The 21336-nt window shown below is 71.1% G+C and carries 25 protein-coding genes and 1 pseudogene; 19 read left to right on the top strand and 7 right to left on the bottom strand.

What is annotated here, in order from left to right; all coding sequences use genetic code 11:
* Positions 1-51: 51 nt before the first annotated feature.
* Positions 52-669, bottom strand: coding sequence for a cupin domain-containing protein (locus O7632_RS21730; protein ID WP_278116778.1), 618 nt, complete (start codon positions 667-669; stop codon positions 52-54).
* Between the two features lie 363 nt (positions 670-1032).
* Here O7632_RS21730 and O7632_RS21725 point away from each other — a divergent pair, with 363 nt between their 5' ends.
* Positions 1033-1215 carry a hypothetical protein gene (locus tag O7632_RS21725; protein WP_278116777.1) on the top strand — a complete coding sequence of 61 codons (183 nt, stop codon included), beginning with the start codon at positions 1033-1035 and terminating at the stop codon, positions 1213-1215.
* 325 nt (positions 1216-1540) lie between these two features.
* On the opposite strand, the gene O7632_RS21720 is transcribed toward O7632_RS21725, so the two are convergent.
* On the bottom strand, positions 1541-2701 hold the full coding sequence (locus tag O7632_RS21720) for an aminotransferase class I/II-fold pyridoxal phosphate-dependent enzyme (protein WP_278116776.1): 1161 nt from the start codon (positions 2699-2701) through the stop codon (positions 1541-1543).
* A 50-nt stretch (positions 2702-2751) separates the two neighbouring features.
* Positions 2752-3189 carry an Lrp/AsnC family transcriptional regulator gene (locus O7632_RS21715; protein WP_278116775.1) on the bottom strand — a complete coding sequence of 146 codons (438 nt, stop codon included), beginning with the start codon at positions 3187-3189 and terminating at the stop codon, positions 2752-2754.
* 141 nt (positions 3190-3330) lie between these two features.
* Between O7632_RS21715 and O7632_RS21710 the strand changes: the two genes are divergently transcribed.
* The 11 genes from O7632_RS21710 to O7632_RS21660 are packed head-to-tail and all read left to right on the top strand — an operon-like array spanning position 3331 to position 13900.
* A complete protein-coding gene (locus tag O7632_RS21710; RefSeq protein ID WP_278116774.1) occupies positions 3331-4224 on the top strand; it encodes a tryptophan 2,3-dioxygenase family protein in 894 nt (297 codons plus the stop codon).
* An 11-nt stretch (positions 4225-4235) separates the two neighbouring features.
* Entirely contained in the window at positions 4236-5525 is a 1290-nt protein-coding gene (gene kynU, locus O7632_RS21705) for a kynureninase (protein WP_278116773.1), read from the top strand.
* Positions 5518-6861, top strand: coding sequence for an NAD(P)/FAD-dependent oxidoreductase (locus O7632_RS21700; RefSeq protein WP_278116772.1), 1344 nt, complete (start codon positions 5518-5520; stop codon positions 6859-6861). Before kynU ends, O7632_RS21700 begins: the two co-directional genes overlap by 8 nt.
* The gene (locus tag O7632_RS21695) at positions 6858-8366 is read left to right on the top strand and encodes a 2-hydroxymuconic semialdehyde dehydrogenase (RefSeq protein ID WP_278116771.1); all 1509 of its coding nucleotides are present in this window, start codon (positions 6858-6860) and stop codon (positions 8364-8366) included. The genes O7632_RS21700 and O7632_RS21695 overlap by 4 nt, the downstream gene beginning before the upstream one ends.
* Positions 8363-9196 (top strand): fumarylacetoacetate hydrolase family protein, encoded by an 834-nt coding sequence (locus O7632_RS21690; protein WP_278115975.1) that lies wholly within the window; start codon positions 8363-8365, stop codon positions 9194-9196. The genes O7632_RS21695 and O7632_RS21690 overlap by 4 nt, the downstream gene beginning before the upstream one ends.
* Positions 9196-10122 (top strand): acetaldehyde dehydrogenase (acetylating), encoded by a 927-nt coding sequence (locus O7632_RS21685; protein ID WP_278115977.1) that lies wholly within the window; start codon positions 9196-9198, stop codon positions 10120-10122. The genes O7632_RS21690 and O7632_RS21685 overlap by 1 nt, the downstream gene beginning before the upstream one ends.
* On the top strand, positions 10119-11150 hold the full coding sequence (dmpG, locus tag O7632_RS21680; RefSeq protein ID WP_278115979.1) for a 4-hydroxy-2-oxovalerate aldolase: 1032 nt from the start codon (positions 10119-10121) through the stop codon (positions 11148-11150). The genes O7632_RS21685 and dmpG overlap by 4 nt, the downstream gene beginning before the upstream one ends.
* Positions 11147-11926 (top strand): fumarylacetoacetate hydrolase family protein, encoded by a 780-nt coding sequence (locus O7632_RS21675; RefSeq protein WP_278116770.1) that lies wholly within the window; start codon positions 11147-11149, stop codon positions 11924-11926. Before dmpG ends, O7632_RS21675 begins: the two co-directional genes overlap by 4 nt.
* Positions 11923-12354 carry a RidA family protein gene (locus O7632_RS21670; RefSeq protein ID WP_278116769.1) on the top strand — a complete coding sequence of 144 codons (432 nt, stop codon included), beginning with the start codon at positions 11923-11925 and terminating at the stop codon, positions 12352-12354. Before O7632_RS21675 ends, O7632_RS21670 begins: the two co-directional genes overlap by 4 nt.
* Positions 12355-12359: 5 nt before the next feature.
* Positions 12360-12884, top strand: coding sequence for a 3-hydroxyanthranilate 3,4-dioxygenase (locus tag O7632_RS21665; protein ID WP_278116768.1), 525 nt, complete (start codon positions 12360-12362; stop codon positions 12882-12884).
* 8 nt (positions 12885-12892) lie between these two features.
* On the top strand, positions 12893-13900 hold the full coding sequence (locus tag O7632_RS21660) for an amidohydrolase family protein (RefSeq protein WP_278116767.1): 1008 nt from the start codon (positions 12893-12895) through the stop codon (positions 13898-13900).
* Positions 13901-13926: 26 nt separating this feature from the next.
* Here O7632_RS21660 and O7632_RS21655 read toward each other — a convergent pair whose 3' ends face one another.
* From O7632_RS21655 to O7632_RS21645, 3 genes are read right to left on the bottom strand one after another with little or no spacing between them, the layout of a single operon-like run.
* Entirely contained in the window at positions 13927-14127 is a 201-nt protein-coding gene (locus tag O7632_RS21655) for a DUF397 domain-containing protein (protein WP_278116766.1), read from the bottom strand.
* Positions 14128-14179: 52 nt separating this feature from the next.
* Positions 14180-14581 (bottom strand): MmcQ/YjbR family DNA-binding protein, encoded by a 402-nt coding sequence (locus O7632_RS21650; protein WP_278116765.1) that lies wholly within the window; start codon positions 14579-14581, stop codon positions 14180-14182.
* A gap of 40 nt (positions 14582-14621) precedes the next feature.
* Entirely contained in the window at positions 14622-15356 is a 735-nt protein-coding gene (locus O7632_RS21645) for a MerR family transcriptional regulator (RefSeq protein ID WP_278116764.1), read from the bottom strand.
* 63 nt (positions 15357-15419) lie between these two features.
* Here O7632_RS21645 and O7632_RS21640 point away from each other — a divergent pair, with 63 nt between their 5' ends.
* Together O7632_RS21640 and O7632_RS21635 are read left to right on the top strand one after the other, a co-directional pair.
* Complete coding sequence (locus O7632_RS21640) at positions 15420-16037, top strand: hypothetical protein (RefSeq protein WP_278116763.1); 618 nt, start codon at positions 15420-15422, stop codon at positions 16035-16037.
* Positions 16038-16068: 31 nt separating this feature from the next.
* Positions 16069-16389, top strand: a pseudogene (locus O7632_RS21635) (RNA 2'-phosphotransferase); the annotation flags it as partial.
* Positions 16390-16504: 115 nt separating this feature from the next.
* Here the strand turns inward: O7632_RS21635 and O7632_RS21630 are convergent.
* Positions 16505-17473, bottom strand: coding sequence for an aldo/keto reductase (locus O7632_RS21630; protein ID WP_278116762.1), 969 nt, complete (start codon positions 17471-17473; stop codon positions 16505-16507).
* 250 nt (positions 17474-17723) lie between these two features.
* Here O7632_RS21630 and O7632_RS21625 point away from each other — a divergent pair, with 250 nt between their 5' ends.
* The 5 genes from O7632_RS21625 (at position 17724) to O7632_RS21605 (ending at position 21264) form a co-directional block, all read left to right on the top strand.
* Positions 17724-18275 carry a hypothetical protein gene (locus tag O7632_RS21625; RefSeq protein WP_278116761.1) on the top strand — a complete coding sequence of 184 codons (552 nt, stop codon included), beginning with the start codon at positions 17724-17726 and terminating at the stop codon, positions 18273-18275.
* Between the two features lie 65 nt (positions 18276-18340).
* A complete protein-coding gene (locus O7632_RS21620; RefSeq protein WP_278116760.1) occupies positions 18341-19198 on the top strand; it encodes a phosphotransferase in 858 nt (285 codons plus the stop codon).
* A gap of 55 nt (positions 19199-19253) precedes the next feature.
* Positions 19254-19529: a type II toxin-antitoxin system prevent-host-death family antitoxin gene (locus O7632_RS21615; RefSeq protein WP_278116759.1), complete on the top strand. Its 276-nt coding sequence runs from the start codon at positions 19254-19256 to the stop codon at positions 19527-19529.
* Positions 19526-19780: a Txe/YoeB family addiction module toxin gene (locus O7632_RS21610; RefSeq protein WP_278116758.1), complete on the top strand. Its 255-nt coding sequence runs from the start codon at positions 19526-19528 to the stop codon at positions 19778-19780. The genes O7632_RS21615 and O7632_RS21610 overlap by 4 nt, the downstream gene beginning before the upstream one ends.
* 344 nt (positions 19781-20124) lie before the next feature.
* Positions 20125-21264, top strand: a complete 1140-nt coding sequence (locus O7632_RS21605) for a cellulose binding domain-containing protein (protein WP_278116757.1) — start codon at positions 20125-20127, stop codon at positions 21262-21264.
* Positions 21265-21336: the final 72 nt, after the last annotated feature.

Here is a 21336-nt window from a genome sequence, read left to right as displayed (position 1 = left end):
GGAAATGTTAGGTGGTGGTGAACATGATGTCCGATCACCGGCGAGCGGCGGTCAGAACAGCCGTGGAGTGACCACCGACACCACAGTGGTCACCTGGTCGGTGTCGTTGTAGAGCCGGTGCGGGGTGCTCGACCGCAGGTGCAGGCTGTCGCCCGGGTAGAGCCGGTGTTCGACGCCGTCGACCTCGTAGAGCAGCTCGCCGCTGACCACGTAGGCGAACTCCTCGCCGGCGTGCCCGTACGCCTCGTCGCGGCGTCCGCCCGGCGCGATGTGCACCAGCATCGGCTCCAGCACCAGGTTGGGGCCGCGATCCGACAGCATCCGGTAGGTCTGCTGACCGGAGACGTACTCGGTGGCGCCGTTGTCGGCGCGGGTGAGGGTGAAATGCACCGGTAGCTTGGCGTCCGGGTCCGGCGGCGGCTCGGCCGGCTCTTCGTTGAAGAACTCGGCGACCGGCCGGTCCAGGGCGGCGGCGACACCGTTGAGCGCGGTCAGCCCGATCGACGAGACGCCCCGCTCGACCTGGGACAGGAATCCGATCGACAGGTTGGCCCGGCTGGCCAGACCGCGCAGGGTCAGCCCCTGCTCCTTGCGGAACTGGCGCATCCGGGCGCCGACCAGATCCTGGCGTACGTCGCCGTCGGCGACGACGCGGTCTGACCTGCGCACCGGACCTCCCACTGCGGCGGTGCGGACCGCCCGCCGGGCCGCGCCGATTCTTGTTCGATGGTATCGAACTAACCCACCCGACCGGAACCCCGGCCCGACGTCGTCGGTAGGTGATGCGCACGTTCACGGCGACGCGGGCGCACCGCCCGAGCCCGACCACGCATCGTGTCGATCGACTGCCGCGGCGTGAAGTCTCGTGGGGACGGGGATCGCCGGGCACTGGCGTCCGGTGGCCGATCTGCTCCGGCATTCACATCCACATCGCCGGGGGTGGACACGCCGGGCGGCAGGCGCCCGTTGACGTTCGACGTCGGTCACGGTGTCCGGCGCCTGTCCGGTTGACCGTCTCGCCTCGCCACTGGCGTGGCGAGCCTGCTGGCGGTGCCGCTGGTGCCGGCGGCACCAGCGGCCGCAGCCGCCAACCAGGTGCCCGACCGCCCGACCCAGCTCACCGTCCAGGGCCGTGCCTGCGAACCGGGACCGGCCGAGTCTGGGCACCACGCCGACGTTCGCCGCCCGCGCCGCGACGCCGATGCCGGTCAGTAGTCGCTGACCACCAGGTTTCCTGGCGGCAGGTCGGAAAGCCCGCGCACCACGCAGCAGGTGCGGCAGAGCGCCCCCGAACCGGCGCTGCCGCTGCGGTGCTGTCGGCAGCGGGTTGGAGCACGTCAAGTCCTATGTGCTCCGCGCCCCACCAGCGACGGCACGTCGTCGTCGCGGGCACTGGCCGGCGTCGTGCCGGTTCACCGTGGACGTCTACCGAATCGAATCGACCAGAGTCGACGGTCAACTTGGAGGCGTCAGCCTGCTATCAGCCGGTGCCCGGGACCCAGCGCTGCCTCGCGCTGGTCATCCCCGAGCCCTGGTGACATCAGGCGACGGCTACCGCCGCCGCCATCCGCCGTACCGCCTCGGTGATCGTCTCCGGGGCGGCGGCCAGGTTCAACCGGGCATGCCCGGCGCCGCCGGCACCGAAGTCCACGCCCGAGCTGAGCGCCACCCGCCCCCGGTCGAGGAACACCGCCGCCGGATCTCCGCCGAGCCCGAGGCCACGACAGTCCAGCCAGGCCAGGAACGTCGCCTGACCCGGTGCGTACCCGACCTGCGGCAGGTGGTCCGCCAACAGGTCGGCGAGCAGCCGCCGGTTGGCGTCGACCGCCGACCGTACGGTGTCCAGCCAGTCGCCGCCGTCACGGAACGCCGCCGTGTGCGCGATCACCCCGAGATGGTTGACCCCGTGGCCGACCTCCTCCGGCAACCGGGCCAGGTCGGCGGCGGCCGCCAGCCCGGCGACCGCGAGGGCGGCCTTCAACCCGGCCAGGTTCCAGCCTTTCGACCCGGAGATCAGTGTCAGACCGTCGTCGGTGCCGGGCACCGACAGGTACGGCACGAACGTCACACCGGACGCGGTCATCGGCGCGTGGATCTCGTCGACCACCACCCGTACGCCGTACCGGCCGGCCAGTTCGGCGACGGCGGCCAACTCGTCGGCGGTGTGCACCGTCCCGGTCGGGTTGTGCGGGCTGCACAGCAGGTACGCCGCACTCCGGCCACCGGCGCGGGCGGCGGTGAACGCCTCGGCCAGCACATCGAGGTCCAGCCGGCCGGCGTCGTCCAGCGGGGCCGCGCACACCCGCCGCTCCAGGTTGCGTAGGAAGCCGTAGAACGGTGGGTACACCGGCGGGTTGACCACCACGGTGTCGCCCGGCCCGGTCACCAGCCTCAGCATCTCGACCGCGCCGAGCATCACGTCCGGCACGATCGCCGTGCGCGCCGGATCCAGACCGTCCCAGCCCCAACGTGCCGCCGCGAACCCGGCGACCGCCTCCGCGTAGCCGGCCCCGGTGGCGTACCCGAGATCCCCGGCCCGCACCGCCGACTCGATCGCGTCGACGATCGGCACCGCCAGCTCGACGTCCATCTCCGCCACCCACACCGGCAGTACGTCGGGCGGATAGATCCGCCACTTGACGCTGGTCCGGTGCCGGGCCCGGTCCAGCGGCACCCACGGCCCCTGCGGTGCTGTCGTCACGGTTGCCTCCGTTCAATCGAGGTGTGTCAGAGGTGGGCCAGCCAGATTCGTCAGTCGGCGGCGGTGACCGGCCGCCAGCCCAGCGGAGTGGAGAGCACCATGGTGCTGGACGGCTGACCGTACGGGGCGAGCCGGTCGATCACGTCCTCGAAGGCGTCCATCGACGCCGCCGCCACCTTCACCATCGAACAGGCGTCCCCGGTGATCCGATGGATCTCCCGGATCTCCGGCCAGGTCGGCACCTGCGGATCCCGCAGGATGCAGTGCGACCCGTAGCAGGACATCCGGATCAGCGCGACCACCGTCCAGCCGGCCCGGGTCAGGTCGACGTGGGCGTGGTAGCCGCCGATCACCCCGGATTCCTCCAGCCGGCGGACCCGTTCGGCCACCGCCGGCGGTGACAGGTGCACCCGGCGGGACAGCTCACTGAAGGAAAGTCGGGCATCGGTCTGCAACTCGCGCAGCAGCGCCCAATCCATCTCGTCCACGGACACTTTCCCTTCGTTAACCGATCACCCCAATCTAGCCACGGACCTGCAGGTCGCGCCCCCGTACCGCCGTTGATCCGGTATTCAGCCACGCACCGCAAGTGGGCAATCATGGGCGACACAGCGAAGGAGGCAGCCGACGTGAACAGCACCGACGTGGCCAGCCCGCCCGCCGTCCGGCCGGTGGACGCCGACGAACGCGACGCCCGCGCCGCCGCCAACGCCGGCGAGCCGACCCTGGAGTTCGGCGACCGGGTCCCGTACGACGCCTACGTGCACGCCAGCACCCTGCACAGCCTGCAGCGCACCCTCAGCGACGACCCCGGCGAGATGTCGTTCCTGATGGTCAGCCAGATCATGGAGCTGTACTTCGGGCTGACCCGCCACGAGTTGCGCCACGCCCAACGCCTGATCCGCGCCGACCAGGTGTGGGAGGCGCTGGCCCCGCTGCGCCGCGCCGCCCTGCACCTGGAAGGCCTCAACGCCTCCTGGCAGACGCTGCGCTGGATGACCCCGGCCGACTTCAACCGGTTCCGCAACCTGCTCGGCGAGGGCTCCGGTTTCCAGTCGGCGATGTACCGGCAGCTGGAGTTCACCCTCGGCATCCGCACCCCGTCGCTGATCCGCCCGTTCCGCCGCCAACCCGAGGTGTACGCCGGGTTGGAGCAGACGCTGCGGACGCCGAGCCTGTGGGACGACGTCATCGCCCTGCTCGTCCGCGCCGGCCACGACATCCCGGCCGACCTGCTGACCCGCGACGTCGCCACCGAACACGAACCACACCCGGCCGTCGAAGCCGCCTGGGTGGAGGTCTACCGGGTCAACACCCCGGACAACCATCTGCGGCAGCTCGGCGAGGCGTTGACCGAGGTCGCCGAACAGTTCGGCGACTGGCGCTACAAACACCTCAAGGCGGTACAGCGCACCATGGGCGCCAAGGTCGGCAGCGGCGGCTCCGCCGGGCTGGCCTGGCTGCAACGCAGCATGAACCGGGTGGTGTTCCCGGAGATCTGGTCCGCCCGGACCGGCATGTGAGAGGCTGCCGCATGTTCACAGAGGACGACGCCCGGCGCCGCGACGCCGCCGACCCCGGGCACCGCGACCTGTTCCACATCCCGCCGGCCAGCGGCGGGCAGTACGCCGAGGCGGCCTACTTCGCCGGCAACTCCCTCGGCCTGCAACCCAAGGCCACCCGGGCCGAACTGCTCGACGACCTCGACGACTGGGCCCGGCTCGGCGTCGAAGGCCACCTCGAAGCCGGCCGGCCGTGGCTGCCGTACCACGCGCTTCTCACCGAGCCGGCCGCGCGACTGGTCGGCGCCCTGCCCAGCGAGGCCGTGGTGATGAACTCGCTGACGGTCAACCTGCACCTGCTGATGGTGTCGTTCTACCGGCCGGCCGGCGAGCGCACCCGGATCGTCATCGAGGACTCGGCGTTCCCGTCGGACAGCTACGCGGTGCGCAGCCAGGCCGCTTTCCACGGCCTCGACCCCGACTGTACGGTGATCCGGCTGCGGCCCCGTTCCGGCGAGGACACGCTGCGCACCGAAGACGTCGTCGACTACCTGCGCACCGACGGCGACCGGGTGGCGCTGGTGCTGCTCGGCGGGGTCAACTACCTCACCGGTGAGCTGCTGGACATCCCGACGATCACCGAGGCGGGCCGGGCCGTCGGCGCGATCGTCGGCTGGGACCTCGCGCACGCCGCCGGCAACGTCTCGCTGCGGCTGCACGACTGGGGTGTCGACTTCGCCGCCTGGTGCTCCTACAAGTACCTCAACTCCGGTCCGGGTGCCCTCGCCGGCGCGTACGTGCACGAACGCCACCACGGCGATCCGACGCTGGCCCGCTTCGAAGGCTGGTGGAGCACGGAACCAGCCACCCGGTTCGAGATGACCCCGGTGTCGCGGCCACCCGCCAGCGCCGACGCCTGGCAGATCTCCAACCCGCCGATCTTCGCCATGGGTCCGGTCCGTACCTCGTTGCAGATCTTCGACAAGGTCGGCATGGCGGCGCTGCGCGAGCGCAGCGAACGGCTCACCGGCTACCTCGAACAGCTGCTCGACGAGATGCTGCCGGGCCGGCCGGTCAGCGTCGTCACCCCCCGCGACCCGGCCCGGCGCGGCTGCCAACTGTCCCTGCGAATCGGTGGCGGGGTGGGGGCGGGCACGCTGACCGCCCGCCTGCGCCACGAACACGGGGTGATCGCCGACGCCCGGGAACCGGACATCGTCCGGCTCGCCCCGGTGCCGCTGTACTCGACGTACCACGACTGCTGGCGGGCCGCCCGGGCGCTCGCCGCGACCCTCCCGGCGGAAGGCGGCGACGATGTCTGAGCGTGCACCCGTCGCGGTGGTCGGCGCCGGCCTGGCCGGCAGCCTGCTCGCCTGCTTCCTGGCCCGCCGGGGCCTGCCGGTCACCCTCTACGAGCGACGGTCCGACCCGCGACGCGGCACCGCCGAACGCGGTCGGTCGATCAACCTGGCGCTGTCCGAACGCGGCCTGGACGCGCTGCGCCGCATCGGCCTGGCCGACCAGGTGCTCGCCGAGGCGCTGCCGATGCGCGGCCGGATGATCCACCCGGTCGCGGGGGACCTGGACTTCCAGCCGTACAGCGCCGACGGGCAGCGGGCGATCAACTCGATCAGCCGGGGCGCGCTCAACAACGCCCTGCTCGACGCCGCCGAGGCCGCGCCCGGCGTCACCGTCGTCTTCGACCACCGGCTCGTCGGCCTCGACCCGGACACCGGCGAGGCGACCTTCGACACCCCGCAGGGCACGGTCCGCGCGCCGGCGCGGGTCGTGCTCGGCGCCGACGGCGCCGGTTCGGCGGTACGCGGCCAGCTGCTGGCCCACGGCCTGGTAGACGAGAGCCTCGACTTCCTCGACTACGGCTACAAGGAGCTGACCATCCCGGCGGTCGGCGGCGACTATGCCCTCGACCCCGGCGCGCTGCACATCTGGCCGCGCGGCACGTCGATGATGATCGCCCTGCCGAACCCGGACCGCTCCTTCACCTGCACCCTGTTCTGGCCGACCGGCGGCACGTCGAGCTTCGCCTCGCTGAGCAGCCCGGCGGCGATCGAACGGCACTTCCGCGAGCACTACCCGGACGTGCCGCCGCTGACGCCGCATCTGGTCGACGACTACCAGCACAACCCGGTCGGCCTGCTCGGCACGGTGCGCTGCGACCCGTGGCAGGTTGGCGGCCGGGTGGCCCTGCTCGGCGACGCCGCGCACGCGGTCGTGCCATTCTACGGTCAGGGTGCCAACTGCGCCTTCGAGGACGTCGTCGAGATCGACCGCTGCCTCGACGACACCGGCGGCGACTGGGCGGCGGCGCTGCCGCTGTACCAGTCCCGCCGTCAGGCCAACGCCGAGGCGATCGCACAGATGGCGCTGGCGAACTTCGTCGAGATGCGCGACAAGGTCGCCTCCCCGACGTTCCAGACGTTCCGCAAGGTCGAACACGCCCTGGAACGGGCACTGCCGGGGCGCTACGTGTCCCGCTACGAGATGGTCTCCTTCACCACCATCCCGTACGCCGAGGTCAGGCGTCGGGTCCGCCGCCAGCACCAGCTGCTGGCGGCGACGGTGGCCGGGGCGGCGGCGCTGCTGGTAGGGGCACTCGGCGCCGCCGCCACCCGGTCTTTCCGAAAGGGACGGTCATGACCCTGTGGCACCCCGATCTGCTCGTCGGCCGGCCGGCGGCGGGCGGTCCCGGCCTGCTGCGCAGCTTCGTGGATGGTCGGTTCGTCGACGTCGGGAAGCGGTTTGCGAAGGTGTCGCCGGTGACCGGCGAGACGGTGTTCGAGGTCGCCGAGGCCGACGCCGGGACGGTCGACACGGCCGTAGCTGCGGCCCGGTCGGCGGTGCGCGGACCCTGGGGCGGCATGGGCGAACGGGACCGCTCGGCGGTGCTGCGGGCGGTCGCCGACGAGTTGGACCGCCGCTTCGACGACCTGGTCGCCGCCGAGGTCGCCGACACCGGCAAACCGGTCAGCCAGGCCCGGGCCCTGGACATCCCGCGCGGGGCGGCGAATTTCCGGGCGTTCGCGGAGATCGCCGCGACCGCGCCGACGGAGTCGTTCACGACGGTGACGCCGTCGGGTGGTCGGGCGTTGAACTACGCGGTCCGCAAACCTGTCGGCGTCGTGGCGGTCATCGTGCCGTGGAATCTGCCGTTGCTGTTGCTGACCTGGAAGGTGGCTCCTGCGCTGGCCTGCGGCAACGCTGTCGTCGTCAAGCCGAGTGAGGAGACTCCGGCGTCGGCGACGTTGCTGGCCGAGGTGATGGCGGCGGTGGGTGTGCCGGACGGGGTTTTCAATGTGGTGCACGGGTTCGGGCCGGGGGCGGCGGGGGAGTGGTTGACGCGGCATCCGGGGGTGGACGCGGTCACGTTCACGGGTGAGTCGGCGACGGGGTCGGCGATCATGCGGGCGGCGGCTGACGGGGTGAGGGCGGTGTCGTTCGAGCTCGGCGGGAAGAACGCCGGTCTGGTGTTCGCCGACGCGGATCTGGACGCGGCGGTGGCGGGTTCGGTGCGGTCGTCGTTCACCAACGGCGGTCAGGTGTGTCTGTGTACGGAGCGGTTGTATGTGCAGCGGCCGGTGTTCGACGAGTTCGTGGACCGGTTGGCGGCTGCCGCCCGCGACGTTCGGTGGGGTTGGCCGGCTGACGAGTCGATTGCGACGATGCCGTTGATCTCGCGGGGGCATCGGGACAAGGTGTTGGGTTTCTACGACCTGGCCCGCGTCGAAGGCGCTGACGTACGAGCTGGTGGTGGTGTGCCGGTGTTCGGTGACGCCCGTGACGGTGGCGCGTACGTGGAGCCGACGGTGTTGACCGGGTTGGGGCAGTCTGCGCGGCTGGTGCGGGAGGAGGTGTTCGGCCCGGTCTGTCATGTCGCCCCGTTCGATTCGGAGGAGGAGGCGTTCGCGTTGGCCAACGACTCCGACTACGGGTTGGCGGCGACGGTGTGGACCCGGGATGTGGGGCGGGCGCACCGGGCCGGATCGCGTCTGGACGTCGGGATCGTGTGGGTGAACACCTGGTTCCTGCGGGACCTGCGCACCCCGTTCGGTGGGGTGAAGGCCTCCGGGGTGGGTCGGGAGGGTGGCGTGCACTCGCTGGGCTTCTACTCCGAACTGACCAACGTCTGTGTGGACATGTCATGACCGTTGATGTTGAGGCCGCTGTCGCGGCGTTGACCGGGGCGTACGACTCGGGGGTGCCGTGTGCGCCGCTGCGGGACCGGCTGTTGCCGGCGGGTGATGTGGCGGCGGCGTACGCGGTGCAACGGGCGACGGTGGCCGGCTGGACAGGCGCGGGCCGCCGCCGGGTGGGGGCGAAGATCGGCCTGACGGCGCCGGCGGTGCAGGCCGCGTTCGGCGTCTACCAGCCCGACTTCGGGGTGCTCTTCGCCGACATGGCGGTGGCGGATGGTGACGAGGTCGACCTGGCCGGGCTGATCCAGCCCAGGGTGGAGGCGGAGGTGGCGTTCGTGCTCGGCGCGGATCTGCCGGACGGCCCGGCGACCGTGGTCGACGTGCTGCGGGCCACCGATTTCCTGCTGCCGGCGGTCGAGATCGTCGACTCCCGGATCACCGGGTGGGACATCTCGATCGTGGACACCGTGGCGGACAACGCGTCGTCGGGGTTGTTCGTGCTCGGCGACCGGCCGGTGCCGCCGGCCTCGGTGGACCTGCGCGAGTGCGGCATGGTGCTCGAATCGGCGGGTGAACCGGTGTCGGTGGGTGCCGGTGCGGCCTGCCTCGGCCATCCGGTGCACGCCGTCGCCTGGCTGGCCTCGACCATGGCCGCCGCCGGGGATCCGCTGCGGGCCGGTGACCTGGTGCTGTCCGGTGCGCTCGGCCCGATGGTGCCGGTCACCCCGGGGGCGGCCTTTGAGGCGCGGATCGGCGGGCTCGGTTCGGTGCGGACCAGATTCAGTGCGAAGCCGGCCGACCGGTCGGCCGGTAGCGAGTCGCCAGGGGAGGGGTCGTAGTGGGTGTCGGGGTGGCGGTGGTCGGGTCGGGCAACATCGGCACCGATCTGATGATCAAGGTGTTGCGGTTGTCGGAGTCGCTGGAGATGGTGGCGATGGTCGGTATCGACCCGGAATCCGACGGGCTGGCCCGCGCCCGCCGGCTCGGCGTGGCGACCACGAGTGAGGGGGTCGACGGCCTGGTGGCGTTGCCCGAGTTCGCCGACGTCGGGTTGGTGTTCGACGCCACGTCGGCGGGTGCGCACCGGCGCAACGACGAGGTCCTGCGAGCTTACGGCCGGTCGGTGGTGGATCTGACCCCGGCGGCGGTCGGCCCGTACGTGGTGCCGTCGGTGAATCTGGACGCGCACCTGGGCGAGCCGAACGTCAACATGGTCACCTGTGGTGGGCAGGCCACCGTTCCGGTCGTCGCCGCCGTCGCGGCGGTGGCGCCGGTGGCGTACGCGGAGATCGTCGCCTCGATCGCGTCGCGGTCGGCGGGTCCGGGCACCCGGGCGAACATCGACGAGTTCACCCAGACCACCGCCCGCGCCCTGGAGGTCGTCGGCGGTGCCGGTACGGGTAAGGCGATCATCGTGTTGAACCCGGCGGATCCGCCGCTGTTGATGCGTGACACCGTCTACTGCCTGGTCCCGGCCGGCGTCGACACCGGCCGGGTGGCCGACTCCGTCGAGGCGATGGTCGGGTCGGTCGCCGGCTATGTGCCCGGCTACCGACTCAAACAGGCGGTGCAGTTCGACCCGGTCGACGCGTACGTTCCGGCGTTGGGCGGCCACTTCGTCGGCACCCAGGTGTCGGTGTTCCTGGAGGTCTCCGGTGCCGGGCACTACCTGCCCGCGTACGCCGGCAACCTCGACATCATGACCTCGGCCGCTTTGCGCACAGCGGAACGTCTGGTCGCTGTCCGAGCGGAGGCACGGTCATGACCCGGCTGTACGTCCAGGACGTCACGTTGCGCGACGGCATGCACGCCATCAGGCACCGCTACACCGTCGGGCAGGTCCGGGCGATCGCGGCGGCGTTGGACGCGGCCGGGGTGGACGCGATCGAGGTCGCCCACGGCGACGGCCTGGCCGGCTCCAGCGTCACCTACGGCCACGGCGCGGCGTCGGACGCCGACTGGATCCGTGCTGCCGCCGACGTGGTCGACCGGGCGACGTTGACCACGTTGCTGCTGCCCGGCATCGGCACCATCGACGACCTGAAAGCGGCCCGCGACCTCGGGGTGACCAGTGTGCGGATCGCCACCCACTGCACCGAGGCCGACGTCGCCGCCCAACACATCGGCTGGGCCCGCGACCACGGTATGGACGTCGCCGGGTTCCTGATGATGGCGCACATGAACACCCCGGAAGGGCTCGCCGGGCAGGCCAAACTGATGGAGTCGTACGGGGCGCACTGCGTCTACGTCACCGACTCCGGCGGCCGGCTGCTGATGACCGACGTCGCCCAGCGGGTCGACGCCTACCGGCAGGTCCTCGACCCGCACACGCAGATCGGTATCCACGCCCACCACAACCTGTCGCTGGGCGTGGCCAACAGCGTGATCGCCGTCGAGCATGGCACCACCCGGGTCGACGCCTCCCTCGCCGGCATGGGCGCCGGGGCCGGCAACGCCCCCCTGGAAGTGTTCACCGCCGTCGCCGACCTGCACGGCTGGGAACACGGCTGCGACACGTTCGCGCTGATGGACGCCGCCGAGGACCTGGTCCGGCCGTTGCAGGACCGGCCGGTCCGCGTCGACCGGGAAACCCTGTCGCTGGGCTACGCCGGCGTCTACTCCAGCTTCCTGCGCCACGCCGAACGCGCCGCCGACCGCTACAACCTGGACGTGCGGTCCATCCTGATCGAACTCGGCCGCCGACGGATGGTCGGCGGCCAGGAAGACATGATCACCGACGTCGCCCTCGACCTCGCCGACACCCCCCGCACCGCCCACGGAGGTGTGCAGTGACCAGCACAGACGTCGACCTCGCCGGGTTGGCCGCCCGGCTCGACGACGCGGCGGTCACCGGCACCCCGATCCCGCAACTCGCCGAGGCGTACGGCGTCGACGTCGACACCGCCTACGCGGTGCAGCAGGCGCTGATCGCCCGCCGTACCGGCCGTGGTGAACGGCTCGTCGGTGCGAAGATGGGGCTGACGAGCAAGGCGAAGATGGCGCAGGTCGGCGTCGACTCCCCGATCCTCGGCCAGCTCACCGACGCCACCGCCGTACCCGACGGCGGCAGCGTCGACATCTCCGGGCTGATCCACCCCCGCGTCGAACCGGAGATCGCCTTCCTGCTGGACCGTCCGCCGACCCCCGGGATGCCGTTCACCGACGCGGTCCGGGCCGTCGCCCCCGCCCTGGAGGTCATCGACTCCCGGTACGCCGACTTCACCTTTTCGCTGCCTGATGTGATCGCCGACAACACCTCGGCCGCCCTGTTCACCATCGGGCCGTGGCAGCCGGTCCCGGCCGGCGTCGACAATCTCGGCGTACTGCTGGACGTGGACGGACGCACAGTGCAGACCGGGTCGACGGCGGCCATCCTCGGCGACCCCCGCCGGGCCCTCGCCGCCGGCGTCGCGCTGGCCGACCGGCACGGCCCGGCCCTCCAACCAGGCTGGATCTTCCTGGCCGGCGCGGCCACCGCCGCCGTCCCCCTCCCACGCGGCGTCCACGTGCGGGCCACTGTGCAAGGGCTCGGCACCGCCGCCTTCACCACGATCGGAGGTACGCCGTGACCGCGCACCTGGTCGCCGGCAAGGCCACCCCGCGTGGGGCGTTCCCACACGTCAAGGTCGCCGGCGGGTTCATCTTCGTCTCCGGCACCTCCAGCCGCCGCCCCGACAACACCATCGCCGGCGCCACCGTCGACGCCTACGGCACCACCCAACTCGACATCCGCGAACAGACCCGCGCCGTCATCGCCAACATCGCCGACCTGCTCACCGCCGCCGGCGCCAGCCTCACCGACCTCGTCTCCGTCACCACCTACCTGACCAACATGAACGACTTCGGCGGCTACAACCAGATCTGGGCCGAACACTTCGACCACACCGGACCCACCCGCACCACCGTCGCCGTCCACCAACTACCCCACCCACACCTACTCATCGAGATCCAGGCCATCGCCGTGGCACCGGCCGACGCCTCCACCCGGAAGGAGTGACACCCGTGAGCGACATCGCCGAACCGGTCAACTTCCCCCACTGGGTCAGCGAGAACGAGCATCTGCTCAAGCCGCCGGTGAACAACAAGCAGCTGTTCCCCACCGGCGACGATTTCATCGTGCAGGTCGTCGGCGGCCCCAACCAGCGCACCGACTTCCACGTCGACCCGTACGAGGAGTTCTTCTACCAGGTCAAAGGCAACATGCACGTCAACCTGATGACCGACGACGGTCCGCAGACGGTGCACATCCGGGAAGGTCAGATGTGGGTGCTGCCCGGATTCGTACCGCACTCGCCGCAACGCCCCGAGCCAGGCTCGATCGGGGTCGTCATCGAGCGGGTCCGCGAGGAGGGCACCCTGGAGAAGTTCCAGTGGTACTGCCTCGACTGCGGCAACCTGGTGCACTCCGTCGAGCTGCAGGTACGTGACATCGTCGCCGACCTGCCGCCGGTGTTCACCGCCTTCTACGGTGACGAGTCCGCCCGTACCTGCGACAAGTGCGGTGCCCTGCACCCGGGCAAGGGCTGAGTAGTGCCGTGACCGTCGCCGAGCGGACCATCGACGTCCACACCCACCTGGTGCCCAAGGGCTGGCCGGATCTCGCCGCCGCCTGCGGCGGGACCGGCTGGCCGTGGCTGCGGATCGACTCCGAACGCGCCGCCATGATCATGGTGGGTCAGACGGAGTTCCGGCCGGTCGGCCCGCAGACCTGGGACCCGCCCACCCGGCTGGCCGATATGGCCGCCGACGGGGTCGACGTGCAGGTGGTCTCGCCGACGCCGGTGTTCTTCGCCTACGACCGACCGGCCGATCAGGCGGTCAAGGTGGCGCGGATCTTCAACGACCTGACGCTGGAGGTCACCGCCGCTGGCGGTGGCCGGCTGGTGCCGTTCTGCCAGGTGCCGTTGCAGGACCCGGACGCGGCCTGCGCCGAACTGGACCGCTGCCTCGCCGCCGGGCATGCCGGGGTAGAGATCGGCAACCACGTCGGTGACCGCGACCTCGACGACGCTGGCATCGTCGCCTTCCTGCGGCACTGCGCCGACGCCGGCGCACCGGTCTTCGTCCATCCGTGGGACATGCCGTCCGGGCCCCGGCTGGACCGGTGGATGGCCCGGTGGCTGTCCGGTATGCCCGCCGAGACCCACCTGTCGATCCTGGCGCTGATCCTCGGCGGCGGCTTCGACCAGCTGCCCCGTACGCTGCGGATCTGCTTCGCCCACGGCGGCGGCAGCTTCCCGTTCTGGCTGGGCCGCGCCGACAACGCCTGGCACCGGCGCGGCGACGTGGTACGCGGCCGCTCGGCGCACCCGCCCAGCCACTACCTGGACCGGTTCTACGTCGACTCGGTGGTGTTCGACCCGGCGGCGCTGCGGCTGCTGGTCGACACGATGGGTGCCGACCAGGTGCTGCTGGGCAGCGACTACCCGTACCCATTGGGGGAGCGGCCGGTCGGCGCGGTGGTCGACAAGGCGGACTTCCTCACCGCCGACCAGCGGGTCGCCCTACGCGGCGGAAACGCCCACCGCTTCCTCACTGGCTGACCCACCTCACAGTCGGCGTGGCCGGGTCAGCGTACGGACGTGGTCTTGGCCAGGGTGACGAAGGCGGACCAGGCAGCGGGGGCGAAGGTCAGGGTGCAGCCGTCGCGGTCCTTGGTGTCGCGGACGTGGACCCGACCGGGGAGGTTGTCGGCGACCTCGACACAGTTGCCGCCAGCGGGGTTGCTGCGGGTCGACTTGCGCCAGCGAGGGGTGGGGCTCAGCTCCATGTCTGCACCGCTTTCAGGATCATGTCGTGGGACTCCTCGACAATGTCGGCTGCTAGCGGATCGGCCGGGCGTCGAGTCGGGCGATCCGGCGGGGCCCGGCGGTCCGCCGGTAGCTGGCGTCGAGCAGTTCGCCGATCTCCGCCCAGTCGGTGTCGTCGGCCAGGTCCACCCCGACCCAGCCGGAGCTGGCCAGGTACGCCGGGGCATAGCATCGCGGCTCGGCCAGCAGCGCCGCCCGCTCGTCCGGGTCCACCAGCACCAGTACGGAGTGATCGTGCTGCTGGTAGACGCCGTCGACCTTCACCGAGCCGCCGTAGTAGGCGAACACCTTGGTGGTGTAGAACGCCGGATGGCCGTGCGAGATCTTCTCGGCGGCGTCGGGGAAGGCCAGCGCGAGCCGGCGTACCTCGGCGAGCAGCGGATCGGCGTCGTCGAACATGATCGGGTGTGGCATAGCGGTAGGTAACCATACCCGGCTGACACTTCGGCCCCGTTTACCTGGCCGGGCGGGCCTGCCGGTCCGGGCATGCCGCGACCGGGATCTCCAGGACGGTGACAGCGGCACCGTCGCCGTCGACCAGGTGATCCTCCGTCGTGGGACCGGCGACCGTCAGGTGCTGGCGAGGCAGCCAGGCGAACAGGTCGAGTCCGGCGCGGACCACGCCACTCGTCGGCGGCACGACGGCCCGGACGACGGTACGGGCGGGCAGGTCGAGCCGCTCGCCGGACCTGTCGGTCGCCACCGCCGCCCGGAAACCCCGCTCCGGCCAGCCGCGAAGCCAGGTCAGCAGCACCGTCGGCGGTCGCGGACACAGCACAGCAAGCTCGGCGGGATCGGCCACCCGTACGTGACGCATCCGCAGCCGGCGCGTGCCGACCCGGGCGACCTGCGGCAGCACCGACGCCGTACCGGCGAGGTGGTCCTCGGCGGCGGCTACCGTCGCCGTACGGGCGGCGATGTCGTCGCGCAGTGCCGCCACGGTCTCGACCAGGGCCTGCCGCAGCTGGGCGTCGGGGGCGTCCAGCAGTTCGGCGATATGGCGCAGCGACAGCCCGAGCCGTTGCAGGCCACGGATGCGTTCCAGCCGGGACAGTTCGGCAACGCCGTACCAGCGGTAGCCGGTGAGCTGGTCCGTCGATGCCGGCGGTAGCAGCCCGATCTTGTCGTAGTGACGCAGGGTGCGTTCGGACACTCCGACCATGCGCGCCACCTCGCCGATCCGCCACACGCCGGTGTCCTCCTGCTCCGTCGCATTGACTCTGCCCCTGCGGCAGGGTTCTAGCGTGCCGCCATGAGTGCCGTTGAACGCGATTCCGCCGCCCGGCTGACGGGCGTACTGCTGCTGGGGTCGTTGCTTGCCATGCTCGCCGGTGTCGGCATTGTCGTGCCATCCGGGTTGACCCTGAATTCGGCCGACCCGGCCGCCGTGCTGGCGGCCGTGCACGCCCGGGTCGAACTACACCTGATCGAGTTGGCCTTCGACGTGATCGGCTGGCTCGCCCTGCTCGCCGCCGGTCTGGTGCTGGCCGCGCGTGCTGACGGCACCCGCTCCCATCTGGCGGCACCGGCCGGTGGGCTGTTGGCCGGTGCCGGCCTGGCCGGGCTGCTGCACGACGCCGGGAACCTGGCGGTCACCCAGCTCGCCGCCGACCCCACCGAACCCGCTGCCGCCGCCGTGGCGGAAGGCGTGCTGCTCACCGCGAAGTGGATGGTCAACCTGGCCGGGCTGCTCTGGGTGGCCGCGACCGTGGTGGCCGCGTCCGACACAGCGGTGCCGACCGGGCTACGGCGGGCCGGGATGGCCGCCACGGCGTCCGGCCTCGCCGCCGTGGTCCTGCCCTGGACGACCGGGACCGCCGGGCCTCCGCCGCGGTGGAACAGCTCGGCTACGTCCTGCATCTACCGGTGATGCTCTGGTGGGGCGTGCTGGGCTGGCGACAATGCCGATGCGGGCGGGTGCGCCGTACGGCGACAATGCCGGTGCGAACGACAAGGTATTGGTCAAATTGAGTAAACGGATGTTGCTGGCGCTGCGCCGCGACCCCGACGGCACCGAGCAGATCCGGGCCAACCAGGGACACTCGGTCCGGATCGACCTGGGGCTGGTCGCGCAGCCACCGCCGGAACGGCTCTACCACGGCACGACCGCCGCCGCGCTCGACTCGATCCGGGCCACCGGGCTGCACCGGGCCCGGCGACACCACGTGCACCTGTCGGCCGACACCGACACGGCCCGTCGGGTCGGTGCCCGACGGGCCGGTGGCGTCGTGGTCCTCACCGTCAACGCGGCGGCGATGGCGCGAGACGGCCACCTGTTTACCGCAGCTTTTACCGCAGCGCAAACGGGGTATGGCTCACCGACGCGGTGCCGCCCCGCTACTTGGGTGTCTGAGCGCCGACGCGGGCGTCGATGGTCGCCATCAGGTCGGCCGAGAGCGCGCCGGCGGCCGCCGCCGCGAGGCACTCCCGCAGCTCGACGCGGTTCTTCACGCCGAGGACGACGGTGTCGACGCCCGGCATCGACAGCGTGTACCGGTGCGCCAGCGACGCGGCGGACTCACCCAGCTCACCGGCCAGATCGCGCAGCGGCGCGGCCCGCTCGAAGTCCACCATGGTCGGATGCTCTGGCGGCAGGTCTCGGTCCACGGCGTCGGTGAACGCGCCGGCCGCGACCGCGCGGATACCCATCACCCCGACGCCGTACCGGCCGGCGGCCGACAGGATGTCGAGTGGCCGGGAGCCCTCGCCGTCCGGCCGCAGCAGATCGCCGGGGGAGTCGAGCAGGTTCGTCACACACTGGGCGACCGCCGGCGGCGGCTGCTCGCCGAACACCCGGATGATCGCGTCCGGCTCCTCGACGGCGGTGATTCCCCAGGCGCCGATCCGGCCGCGCCGGACCAGGTCCTCGAACGCTGGTCGGACGGCCTCGTCGAACAGGTCCGCCGAGGTCACTCCGGTCGTGCCCGGCGCGGCCTGCGCCACGATCGGGTTGTGCAGCAGCAATACGTCGACCGTGGACAGCCGCATGCGCTCCAGGCTGTCGTCGAGGGACTTCTCCACTAGGGCCGCGACGTCACCGGCGGCCGGGTTGCCAAGCCCGCACTTGGTGACGACCCGTACGCCGGCCGGCAGGCTGCCACCGTACGCCGCGCCGACCACCCGTTCCGCTTCGCCGTCGCCGTAGCCGGGGGCGACGTCGAGCAGGTCGATGCCGGCGTCGACCGCCTCCCGTACGGTCGCCACCGCCTCGTCCCGGTCGGTGGTGCCCCAGACCTGGCCCAGCCCACCCCCGCCGAGGGTGAGGACGCTGACCGGTCCGAGGCTGCCGAGGGTTCGCTTCTCCATCGCCCTACGTTCCTTCCGTCGAATCTCGGGTACGGCGAAAGGTTCCCACTGTGAGCGCGCTCGAAGTCAACACCGCCTTCGCCGTCCAGGCCGTCCGGTGTGCCGGGCCGGCCCCGGCCGGGCCGCCGGATGACTCGAGCAAAGTGGACGACGTCCTCTGTCGAAAAGCTAATGCATTGACTAGCATCACAGTGATGACGTCTGATCAATTGGGTCGGCGTAGCGAATACAGGGCCGAAAGGGAGAACTCATGAACGGTTCCGACAACCGAACGGGCGGACTGATCCGCCGGCTGATGGTCGTCGCTCTGGCTGCCACCATGGGACTCTTCGCGCTCCCGGCGACGGCGGCGCAGGCCGCCACGTGGCGGTCGGCCACGGCCACCGGGTGGGGACCGAGCCCAGCCTCCGGGCAGCAGTCCGCGGCCAACAACGCTCGCGCCGCCCTCACCTCGCTCGCCGCGAGCCTCGGCGAGACCTGCAGCAACGTCACGGTCCCGGCGCCGCGACATCTCTACACCGCGCCCGACGGTTCGGCGTACATCTACGAGGCGACAGCCACCGGCTACTGCGTACCTGCCCCGCCGCCGTCGTATACCGTCGCGCGCTCGGCTACCCGACAGGGCAGCGGTGCCAGCTCGACCATCGCGATCCAGAACGGGTCCCAGGCCGCTCGAGCCGACATTCTCGCCGTCGGGGTGGCCTGTGCGAACTGGGCGACGAACTCCAGCAAGGTGTTCACCGCGCCGGACGGCTCCTGGCACGTCTACAACGTCACGGTCAGCGCGCTTTGCGCGAACTGAGCTTTGCACGAACTGACAAGCCGGCAATCTGCATGGCTGTGCGCCCGACCGTATGATCCGGAGCTGTGGACTCGGCGCTCGGCACGTTCACCCGGCGGCAGCGGTCGTTGCTGGACCGCTGGCTGCCCGGCGCGATCGTCGAGCGGGACCACAGCTGGGGCTTCGTGGCGACCACTGTACTGGAAGTGACGCAGGCCGGGTCGCGGTTCATCGTCAAGGCCGGCGGTGACGACGACCATCATCTCGCTCGCGAACTGCACGCCCACCGGCACTGGCTGCGCCCGTGGACCAGGATCGGCCGTGCTCCGCTGATGGCGTACGGCAGCGTCGAAGCGAAGCTGCTGGTCACCCGGTTCCTGCCGGGGGAGCTGGCGCTCGGCAGCGGACACGCAGACGACCCGGACGTCCACCGGCAGGCCGGCCGGCTGCTCGCGCTGCTGCACGCCCAGACCGCTGCCACGGACGTCGACTACGAGCGGCGCGAGAACACCAAGTCGCTGTCCTGGCTGGCCGGCCCGCACCGGATCGACGACGACACGGTACGGCGGTTGCGCGCCGAGATCGCCCGCTGGCCGACCCCGGCCGCGACCCTGGTACCCACCCATGGCGACTGGCATCCGCGCAACTGGCTCGTCGACGGGGGCGTGGTCAGCGTCATCGACTTCGGCCGGGCGGCGCTGCGCCCCGCGTACACCGACTTCGCCCGACTGGCGGTCAACGACTTCCGCCGTACGCCGGGCCTCGAAGCGGCGTTCCTCGACGGCTACGGGCCCGATCCGCGTACGGCCGACGCGTGGCACCGTACCCAGGTCCGTGAGGCGATCGGCACCGCCGGGTGGGCGTACCGGGTGGCCGACGAGCGGTTCGAAGCCCAGGGCCACCGCATGATCGCCGACGTGCTGCGCGACCGGCCCAACTCCTGAGGTCTGACCGGAGCCGCCGCTTGGGGTACAATTTTCTGTACCTGCGGAGGTGATCATGCGGACGGTGAACTTCACCCAGCTGAGGCAGAATCTGGCTGCCGAGCTCGACAGCGTCGTCAACGACGCCGAGGAGGTCGTGGTGACCCGGTCAGGTCATGAGCCGGTCGTCATCGTACCGCTCGCCGAGTACGAGTCGATGAAGGAGACCGAGTACCTGCTCCGCAACCCGAGCAACGCCGCAGCCCTGCGGCGATCGATCGCGGAGCTGGAAAACGGCGATGCGCAGGAGCGGGAGCTGGTCGATCCAGCCGCCGAACGGGACGCTGCGTGAGACTGGTCTTCGCCGCTACGGCATGGGCCCAGTACCTCAGTCATACCGATCGAAAGTTGATCAAACGGATCAACGACCTTATTGCCGACGTGATGCGCAACGGTTACGAGGGCATCGGTAAGCCGGAACCCCTTCGTGGCGAGCTGTCCGGATTCTGGTCCCGCCGGATCGATCGCGAACACCGGCTCGTGTACCGGATCACCAAGGAAGACGTCGAGATCGTCGCCTGCCGGTACCACTACGAAGGGTAGCCGTCTCGGCGGTCGACGTCAGTCGTCTCTGGGCGTCGGCGGCCGTACCCGTCCTGTCAGACCCGCGATCGCCGGCCTCGACTTCGACGTGCCCCGCGACCGAGTCGAGAAGGGACTGGTCGCGGTGGAGCGGTTCACCGGGTACGGGATCACCGAGGCGGATGTTGCCCGCATATGGGACTCCGACGTGGGTTCCGGGTCACCGACCAGGATCGATCGTTGACTTAGTAGGGATTATAAACAAAGCTGAGGGTGCGCTCCCATCGGCGATCCCCACTCGCCGTGCCGGCGGTCACCGCTTCCCCGGGCCGCCGACGTCGGTGCGACATTCGGAAGGATCGACCATGTCACGACGAACCACTGTGTACGCGGTGCTCGCAACCCTCGCCATGGCCCTCGGGCTGACGCTGGTGGCGGTGCCTGTGCCTGCGGCCTCGGCCGCCACCCCGGTGCGGATCATGCCGCTCGGTGACTCGATCACCGCCGGCCCCGGCTGCTGGCGGGCCCTGGTCTGGGACCAGCTGCGCCGCGCCGGGCACACCGACATCGACTTCGTCGGCAGCGCCTCCGACGGCGGCAGCTGCAACTACGGCTTCTCGTACGACCCCGACCACGAGGGCCACGGCGGCTTCTCGGCGGTCGGCATCGCCAACAACAACCAGCTGCCACCGTGGCTGGCTGCGGCCGATCCGGACATCGTGGTAATGCACCTGGGCACCAACGACCTGTGGGGTGGCTGGCAGTCGATGGACACCATCATGGCCGCGTTCACCACCCTGGTCGGGCAGATGCGGGCGCACAACCCGGACATGAAGCTCTTGGTCGCGCAGATCATCCCGCATCACGGCTGCGCCACCTGCCCGGCCGACACGGTCACGCTGAACAGCCGTATCGTCGGCTGGGCCGCCGGTCTGACGACGACCCGGTCACCGATCGCCGTCGTGGACCAGTGGACCGGGTTCGACGCCGCCACCGACACCGGCGACGGCGTACACCCCAACGACGCGGGCTTCCGCAAGATGGCCGACCGGTTCGCACCGGCGATCGCACGACTCCTCGGCACCGCCACACCGACCCCGACCCCGAGCACGACCGGTAGTCCGACGCCGACGCCGACGGTAGCCCCGACCACACCTCCGGTCACCCCGACCCCGACTGTCGCGCCGACCACGCCGCCGGCCGGCGGGAACTGCACGGCCATCTACCGGGTGGTCAGCCAGTGGAACGGCGGCTTCCAGGGCGAGGTGAGTGTGCGCAACACCGGCCCGACGGCGACGTCGGCGTGGACCACGACGCTCACCCTCGGCGGCGGCCAGCAGATCAACCAGGCATGGAACGCCACCGTGACCCAGACCGGCGCGGTAGCCACCGCCGGCAACGCGAGCTGGAACGGCGGCCTGCCGGCCGGCGGTACGGCGAGCTTCGGGTTCCTCGCCTCTGGCGACGGCGCCGCCGGAGTGTCCGCGACCTGCGTCGTCAGCTGAGCCGACCTCCCACGGCGTACGCCCCGAGGGATCACCTCGGGGCGTACGCTCAGGGTGGCTCACCGTCGACGG

The sequence above is a fragment of the Solwaraspora sp. WMMD406 genome, from assembly GCF_029626025.1.
In the GTDB taxonomy this organism is placed as follows: Bacteria; Actinomycetota; Actinomycetes; order Mycobacteriales; family Micromonosporaceae; genus Micromonospora_E.
Note: the sequence above shows the minus strand (reverse complement) of the source record. Positions and strands in the feature narration are given on the sequence as shown.

Coding starts and splice junctions, on each gene's coding strand:
- O7632_RS21690 (WP_278115975.1), top strand. CDS start 8,363: ATGACCGTTGATGTTGAGGCCGCTGTCGCGGCGTTGACCGGGGCGTAC.
- O7632_RS21625 (WP_278116761.1), top strand. CDS start 17,724: ATGAACGGTTCCGACAACCGAACGGGCGGACTGATCCGCCGGCTGATG.
- O7632_RS21695 (WP_278116771.1), top strand. CDS start 6,858: ATGACCCTGTGGCACCCCGATCTGCTCGTCGGCCGGCCGGCGGCGGGC.
- O7632_RS21640 (WP_278116763.1), top strand. CDS start 15,420: ATGAGTGCCGTTGAACGCGATTCCGCCGCCCGGCTGACGGGCGTACTG.
- O7632_RS21650 (WP_278116765.1), bottom strand. CDS start 14,581: ATGCCACACCCGATCATGTTCGACGACGCCGATCCGCTGCTCGCCGAG.
- O7632_RS21615 (WP_278116759.1), top strand. CDS start 19,254: ATGCGGACGGTGAACTTCACCCAGCTGAGGCAGAATCTGGCTGCCGAG.
- O7632_RS21605 (WP_278116757.1), top strand. CDS start 20,125: ATGTCACGACGAACCACTGTGTACGCGGTGCTCGCAACCCTCGCCATG.
- O7632_RS21700 (WP_278116772.1), top strand. CDS start 5,518: ATGTCTGAGCGTGCACCCGTCGCGGTGGTCGGCGCCGGCCTGGCCGGC.
- kynU (WP_278116773.1), top strand. CDS start 4,236: ATGTTCACAGAGGACGACGCCCGGCGCCGCGACGCCGCCGACCCCGGG.
- O7632_RS21630 (WP_278116762.1), bottom strand. CDS start 17,473: ATGGAGAAGCGAACCCTCGGCAGCCTCGGACCGGTCAGCGTCCTCACC.
- O7632_RS21655 (WP_278116766.1), bottom strand. CDS start 14,127: ATGGAGCTGAGCCCCACCCCTCGCTGGCGCAAGTCGACCCGCAGCAAC.
- dmpG (WP_278115979.1), top strand. CDS start 10,119: ATGACCCGGCTGTACGTCCAGGACGTCACGTTGCGCGACGGCATGCAC.